Origin of the sequence: Streptomyces sp., assembly GCF_035644915.1 — a bacterium.
Classification (GTDB): Bacteria; Actinomycetota; Actinomycetes; order Streptomycetales; family Streptomycetaceae; genus Streptomyces.
In genome coordinates, this window is sequence record NZ_DASQNP010000264.1 from 1 (window position 1) to 5,547 (window position 5,547).

The window sequence follows — 5,547 nt, forward strand, 5'->3', positions numbered from 1 at the left end:
ACCGCCTGCTTCACCTTCACCGCCGAGCGGCCCGGCCTGCACCGCGTCCTGCTGGACGACCGGGACAGCGAGACCCGCACCGAGGTCTTCGACGGCGAGAGCGCGCTGGACTGCTACGACATCGAGTGGCGCAGCGCCGGATGGTGCGACCTCCCCCGTGCGGGCGCCTTCACCCTGAAGGTCGTCAACGACGGGTGGGAGCCGGACGAGGCCACCGTCGCCGTCGTCCCCCTCGCCTCCGCCGCCGGCTGCGAACCGGAGACCGGCACCTCCTGGGACCTCGACCCCGTCACCGGCTCCTCGCCCACCGCGGTCGCCGTCCTGTGCCACCCGTTCACCGGGAAGCCCGGCGAGCGGATCACCGTCGACGCCCGCACCGCCGACTACGGCGAGCACGAGTACTGGATCACCGACGGGACCGGTGCCCGGATCTGCCCGCGCTCCGGCGAGGACGACGGTCCGGGCTGCGCGCTGCCCGGCGACGGCCCCTACCGGGTCCTCGTCCGGGTGTCCTACGCGGAAGACGGCTTCCCCGCCGACTACACCCTGAGGATCCGCCGCCTGTCCGACCCGGAGGGCTGCGCGAAGGTCCCCGTGAACGCGTACGGCTCCGCGCCCACCACGGTGGAGCCGGCCACCGGCTGCAAGGTCTTCACCGCTCCGGCCGCCGGACGCTACGAGGTGTACCAGGTCCAGTCCGGGTCCCGTTCCGCGCTCGCCGTGTACGACCGGTCCGGGAAGACCGTCTGCGAGCAGTGGCAGTCTCCCTGCACCCTGCCGGCCGCCGGTGACCACATCGTGCTCACCGACCACCCCACCCTCGTCCTCGACCGTGCCGCCACCACCGGGTGCGAGCCCGTCGAACTGGGCGTCCACCAGGGCTCCTTCGCCACCGCGGGCGAGGTCGACTGCCTGACGCTGCCGCTGCCCAAGGACGCCCGGATGGCCGCCCTGAAGGCCCTGGGCGGCGCCTCGCCGCATCCCGACGTGGTCGTGGTCGACGCCGGCGGCGTCCAGCGGTGCGACTGGGAGACCCTCTCCGCGGGCACCTGCGCGCTCACCGGCGCCGCCCCGTTCCGCGCCCTGGTCTCCACCGACTCCGAGAACCAGCCGACCGGCGCGTACCGCATCGCGCTGTACCGCACGGACGCGGCGAGCGACTGCCCGGCCGTCCCGGCCGGCGACTTCGGCGCCACGAGTCCCTCGGCGCGGTTCCGCACCGGTGACGGCGTGTTCTCGCACTGCCTGACCATTCCCGCCGACGACCACAGCGCGGTGGAGAACCTCCAGCTCCAGGCGGTCTCCGGCACGTCCACCGCCCGGTTCTCGGTGCTGGACGCGGACGGGAAGCAGGTCTGCAGCGTCCACCCCTCCCTGTCCACCTGGACCACCTGCGGCCTCGCCCCGGGCGTCGCGCACACCGTGCTGGTCACCGGCTACGACGCCCCCGCCGAGTACACCCTGGCCCGCCGCGACGTCACCGCGACCGCGAAGGGCTGCGCCGCGAACCCGGCGGTCCCGGTGGGCGGTCCGTCCACGGGCGGCACACCGGGCGCTCCGGGCACGCTGGTCTGCCACCGGGTGACCACCGCCGACGCCGGGGACGTCCTGCACCTCAACGTCCGCGACCCGCTCGGCACCGCGAACATCCTGGCCTACGGCGCGGACGGCAAGGCCCACTGCTCGTACCGCAACAGGGCCTGTGCGGTCACCGGCTCCACCAGCTACCAGGTCCTCGTCACCGTCCCGACGAACCTGAAGGCCGCCGAGTCGTACCGCTTCGACGCCCTGCGCATCGCCACGGCCGCCGGCCCGGCCGACGAGTGCGAGAAGGTGCCGAACATCAGCTACGGGTACGGCCCGCTCACCGGCACCCTGGACGAGCGGCGCACCGCCGTCTGCGCGGCGCTGCCCACCGCGTACGACGACCGCTTCGACTTCGAGATCAGCGACACCGGGGGAGGCACCGAGACGGCCGTGCCCGCGCTGTACGACGCCAGCCTGGAGAACAACTGCACCCTGTTCGTCCCCAGTGACTACCAGTGCTACCTGAACGAGCCGTACACGACGGAGGTCAGCCCGAGCATCCTGGTCCTCGGGCTGCCCGAGAAGGCGTCGCGGACCGACTACAGCGCGAAGCTCATCTGTACGCACGGGCTCTGCGGCACCGAGAAGATCACCGTCGGCCAGGTCACCCCGACCAGCGGCGCGAGCGGTTCCAAGGTCACGCTGACGGTGACGGGCACCGCCCTCCACGAGGACGACACGGTCCGGATCCAGCGGTCCGGCACGACGGTGAAGGCCACCACCACCGCGGTCTCGCCCGACCGCAGAAGCCTGACGGCCGTGCTGGACCTCACCGGAGCCGAGGCGGGCGACTGGTATCTCAGCGTCGTCACCCACAACAGCTGGTCGTACAGCAGGGGCACCTTCACCGTCACCCCGGCCCTGCTGGAGAACACCGCGAGCCCGAAGATCACCGGCACCGCGCGGGTGGGCGCCAGACTCACCGCCGACCCCGGCACCTGGGCCTCCACCCCGGACTCGTACGCCTACCAGTGGAAGGCCGACGACCGGGCGATCGAGGGAGCCACCGCCTCCACCTACACGGTCCACCCCTCGCTCGGAGGCAGGAAGGTGACGGTCGCCGTCACCGCCCGCAAGAGCGGCCGGCAGGACGCGACGGCCGAGTCCCCGGCGCGCACCGTCGCGGCGGCGCCGAGGGACCACGCCGGGGCGGGCACCAGGCCGGACGGCCGGGGCGACCTGCTGACGCTGAGCTCGGGCGGCTGGCTGACGTTCCAGCACGGCAACGGGTCCGGGCCGTTCTCCGGCAAGACCGGGACGCCGGGCTGGTCCGCGAAGGTGACGGCGGTGCCGTTCGGGGACCTGAACGGCGACGGGTGCAACGACGTGCTGGTGCGGATGACGGACGGAACGCTGCGCGGCTACCGGCCGGACTGCGGGAAGGCACCGACGCCGTCGACGCCGTACACCCCGCTGGGCAGCGGGTGGGGCGCGTACAACGTGCTGACCTCGCCCGGCGACCTCACCGGCGACGGACGGGCGGACCTGATCGCGCGGAAGACCTCGACCGGCGACATCCACCTGTTCGCCGCGACGGGCGACGGGAAGCTGAAGGCCGGGGTGAAGATCCGCAGCGGCTGGACCTACACGCACATCGTCGGCGCCGGGGACCTCACCGGCGACGGCCACGGGGACCTGCTGGCGCGGGACAGATCCGGTGAGCTGTGGCGCTACGACGGCACAGCGGCGGGTCAGTTCAGGAACCGGGTGCTGGTCTTCTCCGACTGGGGCGCGTCGTACAACGCCATCGTCGGGGTCGGGGACGTCACCGGTGACGGCAGGGCGGACCTCGTCGAGCGGGACACCGCCGGCAACCTCTACCGCAACAACGGCAACGGCAAGGGCACCTTCACCGGCCGGACGAAGATCGGTACCGGCTGGGGAGGCTACAAGGGCCTCTTCTGAGAGCGCCCGAGCCCGCTCCGGAACGGAGGAAGGGGCCGGGGAGGCGTCCGACGCCTCCCCGGCCCCTTGCTCTGCGGGGTCTCTTCCGGGACCGGCCGCGGAGCAGGTGCCGGGCGCGGAACGTCACGCACCCACCGCACCGAGACCCCCGCCCCCTCACTCGGCACGCCGTGATCCGGCTCACCCGCCGGGGACCGGGCCCGGCCGGGTTTCACCGCACCGCTCGCCGGGGGACCCGGCGGGGCGCTCCGGGGGTCGGTGCTCCCCGCAGGAACCGCCGTTCTCCTCGGCGAGCCGTGCTCCGTACAGGGCGCCGACCAGTTCCGCGATCCGGAGCTGTACCGGCGTCACGTCCGACGGAAGACGCATGGCCTCCTCCATGCCCGGCCAGCGCACCCGGCCCGTCTCCTGGTCGACGTCGACCGGTGGTTCGTAGAGGTCGTGGTCGATGCCGGCAGCGCGCTCGGCCTCTTCCATGGCCTGATAGTGGGCGAGGTACTGAGCGGCGAGTTCCCCGACCTCCGGAGCGTCCGGGTCCGTGAGTGCTTCCGCGGCCCGGTCCAGGCGGTCCTGCTCGGCGCGCAGCGCCTCGTCGGTGGAGAGGATGCCGAAGCCGGCGGCCTGGAGCGCGGCCTGGGCGGGGCCGAGGAAGCGTTCCGTGACCAGCAGGGCGTCGAGTTCGTCCGGCCTCAGCGGGCCCGCGCCGAGCCGGTCGAGCACCTCCCCCACGGCGGGGGAGAGCAGCCCGACGTCACTGTCGGCCCTGCGCAGGCGGCGCAGCACCTCGCGCTGGCGGCGGATGACCGCCTCCTTCTCCGCCAGGTCGTGATCAAGGGCTTCGAGAACCGCCTGCCGGGTCCGGCTGTCGTCCGCCGTGAGCACGGACCGGACGTCGTCCAGGCTCAGCCCGGCCTCCGTCATGCGCCGTATCCACAGCAGGCGCACGATGTCCTCGTAGCCGTACCGGCGCCGGTCGTCGGGGCCGCGCTCGGGTTCCGGCAGCAGACCGACCTGGTGGTAGTGCCTGACGGCGCGGGGCGTGGTGCCGGCCAGGGCGGCGGCCTCGCCGATCCTGACGGTGCGGCGGGGCGCGGGGGCGGGTGCGTCGAAGGTCATCGGGGGACACTGCCTTTCGCTTGCTGCCCCCACGACAGCACATGCCGTTACGTCACCTGCAAGACGCCGGTACGCACCGGAGGCGGCCCCGTACCGGCGCGCACGGCGGAGCCCGGGAACGCGGCCCGCCGCGCCGCGTCGCCTCGGCCACGGCACGACGAGGGCCCCGACCGGTTCACCGGTCGGGGCCCTCGTCTCCGCTGTTCAGCGGGCTGCGGAGGATACGAGATTCGAACTCGTGAGGGGTTGCCCCCAACACGCTTTCCAAGCGTGCGGGTGCTGCTGAGCGGCGCGTCCGCGCCCGTTCACCTGCGTCTACGCTCGTCTGGCGGTGCGGCTCGATCGCTGCCGCTGGCCCGAGCTGAACGGGCGTGGACGCTGGCGAATGAGACGGAAACTGAGACGGCCTGATACTCCGCCAAAACACCTCGTTTCCGTCTCGTCGACTATGAATCCAGCTTAAACGTTGCTCATGCTGGGAGTTCGCCCTAGCAAGGGCGAATGTGTGGGATCATGATTGTGAGGGTTAGCTAACAATCTTTCGCCATCGAGCATTCTTTGAGCGCGGCTTTCCGACTAGTTCAACGAGGCCTTTATCTCGGAGTGCCTTAAGAACTCCCTTGACTCGGTTGGCGTCGAGACCTGTTCGGCTCTCGATCTCTTGCCTGAGGAGAGGCCCGTCTGCCAAAGACGCAAGTACGGAGCTTTGCAGCTCGGTAAGATCTTCCTCGGTGTCGTGGGTCGGGAAAAGGTTGCTCAGAGAAGCAGTTTCTTCTACGATCAGGTTAGCGAACAGATCGATCTCATGTCGCCCGTCGTGCTCTTCGTTTAGGGGACGGCCACCGTGTTTTTCGCTCAGGACGTAGACAGTGGACCCTCTGGTTCCTACCTGCTCTACGATACCTCGATCGACAAGCTCTTTTAGATCCCGACTGGCTG

The 5,547-nt window shown here is 71.3% G+C and carries 2 protein-coding genes and 1 tRNA gene; 1 reads left to right on the plus strand and 2 read right to left on the minus strand.

Annotation, left to right across the window (positions count from 1 at the left end; genetic code table 11):
- Positions 1-3,492, plus strand: a 3,492-nt coding sequence (locus VE546_RS27315) for an FG-GAP-like repeat-containing protein (protein WP_324927007.1), incomplete at its 5' end; no start/stop codon positions are given.
- A 180-nt stretch (positions 3,493-3,672) separates the two neighbouring features.
- On the opposite strand, the gene VE546_RS27320 is transcribed toward VE546_RS27315, so the two are convergent.
- Positions 3,673-4,608 carry a MerR family transcriptional regulator gene (locus VE546_RS27320; protein WP_324927010.1) on the minus strand — a complete coding sequence of 312 codons (936 nt, stop codon included), beginning with the start codon at positions 4,606-4,608 and terminating at the stop codon, positions 3,673-3,675.
- Positions 4,609-4,821: 213 nt separating this feature from the next.
- Positions 4,822-4,907: transfer RNA gene (locus VE546_RS27325), tRNA-OTHER, on the minus strand.
- Positions 4,908-5,547 lie beyond the last annotated feature (640 nt).